Below are 4,790 nucleotides of genomic sequence, written 5' to 3' on the forward strand. Positions count from 1 at the left end.
CCAATATTATGTATCCGGTTTAAAGATGTACGAAATATCTGATCCTGCCAATCGATACCCTCCACATTCCTGTAGTCTTCTAAAGTTTTTCCATATCCCGAAAGGTAATATTGATTTGCCTTAGTGGGGTCCATTTCTATCTGATATTGGACAAACTCATAAGGACTCATCATATCTATAGTTTTCTGAACAGTTTGCATTCCTATAGTATTGTTAAAAGTTACTATAGGAGCACCAACTTTACCTTTCTTTGTCTCAATAACAATTACACCATTGGCTCCCCTAGCACCGTAAATACTGGTAGAAGATGCATCTTTCAATATATTCATTGATTCTATATCATCCGGGTTGATACTTAAGTTACTAGCATCTTCTACCGGAAAACCATCAATTACATATAAGGGTGCGTTACTTTGTGTTAGTGAGTTTCCACCCCTGATTACGATATTCATCGCTTCTCCGGGCTGTCCGTCTGTAGAAGAAACTACTACCCCCGCAACACGCCCCTGTAAAGCTTGCTCGAAAGACCCGACCGGTGCTTTCTCCATGTCCTGTAATTTAACTTGTGCAACAGCCCCTGTAAGATCTATTTTGTTGACTTGTCCGTAACCAATTACAACTACTTCGCTTAACGACCTTTCGTCTAGCTTCATCGTTATGTTATAATTGGAACCAGCTCCTATTCGTACGGTATGTGTTTTATAACCCATATACGAAATAACCAGTACTTCTCCGGTTTTCGCCGAAATCTGAAAACCACCACTTACTGAGGTTACCGCACTCCGGTTGGTACCTTGAACCTTAACTATTGCCCCTGCTAATGGCTCTTTATTATTTTCATCTATCACGGCCCCCGACAGCTTCCGTAACTCTTGAGCCATCATAAAAAAAGGTAAAAAGATAAAAATGGCCAGCGTGGCACCTGCTTTTGTGTACAAACACCTTGTTAACATAATTAATAATCTAATTAGATACTTAATAACTAATCGTTTGCGTAAACGACAACAATAAATAAAAACTTTAACCTTTGTGCCTGGACCTAGTCAGCGGGCTCTTTTACTATAGAACACAGTTTTTTCATGATAATAAGTTTATAGTTTGGTGTGCATTTATTACCTAAAAGATCTACTTTACGGTAACGTTACCTAAAAGTAGATCTTTTTTTTACCAATCCAAATTTTTTTTTATTTTTTTTGATTAATCCTTACGCTTCTGGTGTATGCTTACTACCCCATCATGGTATGCAAAGCCAATTCTCTTTTGTACACCAATCCTTAAGATTTAAGAACCACTGATTAATTATAAAAAGTATGAATATTAATAGACTTGATTTACCTGAATAATGGTTATCTGTCTGAACGATAATTTCAAACAATATTCAGTTCTTTTATCCGGATACAATTCTGCCGGTTTGCTTTGCTTTTGGAACTTAAATTCTTTAATCCTCTTATATATATTCTAAATTTATTATATATTAACAGGGATATTACAGGGACATTACTCGGATATAACAGGAAAATTATACGGATTTTATTCCTGTTAAGTCTTTTTTATTTTCCTGTTATTTTACTTTAAATAATGTATTATTAGTATATTCACAGAAAAGAATATATGGCTAAGTTTACCTCCGGAATAAATGGCCCTTTTACGGGTAAAGTAGGAACAGTTGTAGGTTGTACCTGGAAGGGTATTCCTTATATGCGGGCACTGCCCAAAAAAAGAACAGGAAAAGTCTCTGATGCAGAATTGGCTAACAGGAAACGTTTTGCGCAAGCACAGGCATGGTTAAAACCATTGACTCCTTTTTTAAGAGTGGGTTTTAAAGATTATAGCCCGACTTCAGAAGGCTTTGTTGCTGCAAAATCATACCTGCTAAAAAATGCTATAGAAGCTATTGATTCTGATTTTCGGATAGTTCCTGAGAAAATGAGACTTAGTGTTGGAGAACTTCCTCTTCCTGCCGAGACAGCAGCTATTTTTAACATGGCTAAAGGCAGCATTGATTTTACCTGGAGGGCCGAAAAGATGGTGGATACGTCTATGCAGGATCAGGCTATGCTAATGGCTTACTGTGTGGAGCTGGGAAGGGCGATATTTATTACCACAGGCGCTTTTAGAAAATCGGGGCATGATGAGTTGATACTGCCGAATAGTTTTGCGGGAAAACAGGTAGAGGTTTACATTGCTTTTGTAGCTGCAGACCGAAGCAGACAATCAGATAGTATTTATCTGGGGAGTATATTGTGCGAAGCATAATTTGTATCAATAAAAATATTGTTTTTTATATCTGTTATTCTTAAAAAAGTAGTAAAAACGGAACATAATCACCTGTTTGATTACTGATTAAGTGATCTAACGATATGTAATACAAATTATAAATTCTTCCCATTATAGCTTCCAATATTAATTTTATCTCCAACTTTGATTCTATTACCATAATAATTTATATTCAGAAAGTTTGCTTGAGTTTCCCGGTTATAGTTGGTAATTCCACTGGTATTTTTTTTAATTTTTATTCTTTCAATTTTGCTTGCCTAAAAAGACTATTAATATATGCTGTGTATGCTTCCTCTATATAAGCTGCATGTATCTGTTTTCTATAGTCATCCATTTTTTCGTTATTTTTATAAACTGTTTTTTTCATTTTTTCGAATTGCATCCTGAGCTTAGCTTCATCTGCCTGTAACACTTTTTCTGCTACCAGTTTTTCTTTTAACCTGATAATCGAATTACCAAACTGGTAATCGAAAAAACTTTGCTCGGTATATTCTACCGGTCCATAAATTACTTTACCTTCTTTTTCTGCCTTAACTCTTGAAGCATTTGTTTTCTTCAGATCTTCAAGTAATTCAGTATAGGTGTCATATCGCCACAGATTCCACTTTTTTAACAGCTGTTCCTGAACTTTAAAAAATAACAGCGTATCCAGTGCTTTTTGCTTAAGTATTTCCCCAGCTGGTTTACCATGATAGCTTTTAGCCCAAAAGTTTGTCATATCGTTTACTTGATACTCTTTTACTATCCTGCTAATTACCAAGGACCTGCAACGTTGCATTTCCCTATCCAGCTCTTTTAGGGTAACCGATATTCCGTTCACTTTTACAATTTCTTCTTTATCCTGTGCCCTTGCTATAGCAAATAGCAAGAGCACAGGAATAAATAATAGCATTTTTTTCTTTCTATGATTTGTCATGAGCGCTTTATTACTTTCTAATAAATTTTGCTCTACCCAAACTTTTCCCTGATAAATCCCTTAATTCAACATAGTATAATCCAGCTGTAAAAGAGGATACATCATAACTCTTTTCTTCTCCCTGATAAATAATTTTTTCTCCGCATTTCTTTCCTTCGGAGTTAATAACTATTAAACGTTTTGCTTTGAAATCTCCAATTTCCGGGTATCTGATAAAAATTGTATTATCGGTTGGATTAGGGTATACTGTAATAGAATTTAATAAAGTATCAGATAAAACATCGTAAACAGAAACATGGGACGAGTATATAAATTTTCCGTTGCGATCTGTTTGCTTTAATCTATAGTAATTAATTCCAGACACAGGTTTTTGATCATAAAACTGATAAATGGTATTGATATTTGTATTTATTTTTCCTTCTACTCGCCCAAGAGGAGTAAATATTTTCCCGTCTGCAGAACGTTCAAGTTCAAACCAATCTTTATTCACCCCGGGAGATGTTATCCAATTTAATTCTATCTCCCCAGCTTTTTTAAAAGCATTAAAGGCGATTAGTGTTGTTGGCGACATGCTGAATGCAGACTGTACACTCTGCATTTGTATAGCATACCTTTCTCCAAGAATAGTTGCGGACGGACTGTCAAAATGAGTAATATCAAATGCCGTTAAACCTGAAGCTGAAGCTATTGCTGTGTAAGGAACTTCTGACACCAGTTGTGGCAATTTATCGTTAATATAATGTGAGTTTGAACGTTCGTAACTTAATTCCCCTACAATAAAAGGCAGTTGATTATTTGCAAATTCTGATCGCAATCTATCTATAAGTACTTTTACCTTTCCAGGCCATGTATTGGAAGATGATTCACTACTATTTCCTTCTCCCTGATGCCACAATATTCCTTTCATTACTCCGCTTAACATGGCTCGCTTTGCTCTCACCAAAGCATCATCATAAGGATAAACGTCTTTTGCACTGTCATACCCACCCGGTTGCCATAGGTCTATTCCTGTTGCTCCTACTGCAGATGGTACCAGGCCTATTGTAACATCCGGATTGGCTTCTGCCATCTTAATGGCGAATTCCAGTCCCGGCCCTACTCCCGGACTTGCTATATCAAAATGAAGCGGGTGTTTTGCCGTTACCCATTCATTATTTGCATTTAGCATTTTCACTCGTGGATGGCTCATTGCAGCATATTCCGGACTAATTGTTCCGCGGCCTGCCATGTTCGACTGACCTATCAGTAAATAGAGATGGAAAGTGGTATCGGGATGGGCTATATTAGTACCTTCTCCATTATAAAATCCTATATTAGGATTGGCTGTTGCCGAAACCGGCAACCCAAAATAATCTCTACCTCCATTGTTAGCTATTAATTTTCCGGCGCCTAAGGCGGGCGAACCAGGTTTTAATTTATATCCTCCCACAGTATTCAATCCTGTGGTAGCTGTTCCGGGATCTACAAATAATGGATCGGAGGTTATTTTGAATGGATCTGCAGGTTCATTCGATGGATGATAACCATAAAAGATATTATTACTGAATATCCGCGTGGTATTTGTTCCTGTTACAAAATTATAAGTTGCCGCAGGACT

Annotated in this window: 4 protein-coding genes; 1 reads left to right on the forward strand and 3 read right to left on the reverse strand. The window is 36.7% G+C overall.

Features of this window, described 5'->3' with window-relative positions:
- Positions 1-953 (reverse strand): TonB-dependent receptor plug domain-containing protein (locus ABWO41_RS15460; protein WP_353139985.1); only part of this gene is annotated, 953 nt, incomplete at its 3' end.
- 658 nt (positions 954-1,611) lie between these two features.
- Here ABWO41_RS15460 and ABWO41_RS15465 point away from each other — a divergent pair.
- Entirely contained in the window at positions 1,612-2,256 is a 645-nt protein-coding gene (locus tag ABWO41_RS15465; RefSeq protein ID WP_353139987.1) for a DUF6266 family protein, read from the forward strand.
- Positions 2,257-2,512: 256 nt separating this feature from the next.
- On the opposite strand, the gene ABWO41_RS15470 is transcribed toward ABWO41_RS15465, so the two are convergent.
- Positions 2,513-3,193, reverse strand: a complete 681-nt coding sequence (locus ABWO41_RS15470) for a hypothetical protein (protein WP_353139989.1) — start codon at positions 3,191-3,193, stop codon at positions 2,513-2,515.
- 10 nt (positions 3,194-3,203) lie between these two features.
- On the reverse strand, positions 3,204-4,790 hold a 1,587-nt coding region (locus ABWO41_RS15475; RefSeq protein ID WP_353139991.1), incomplete at its 5' end, for a sialate O-acetylesterase.

Origin of the sequence: Pseudopedobacter sp., from assembly GCF_040392825.1 — a bacterium.
Lineage (GTDB): Bacteria > Bacteroidota > Bacteroidia > Sphingobacteriales > Sphingobacteriaceae > Pseudopedobacter.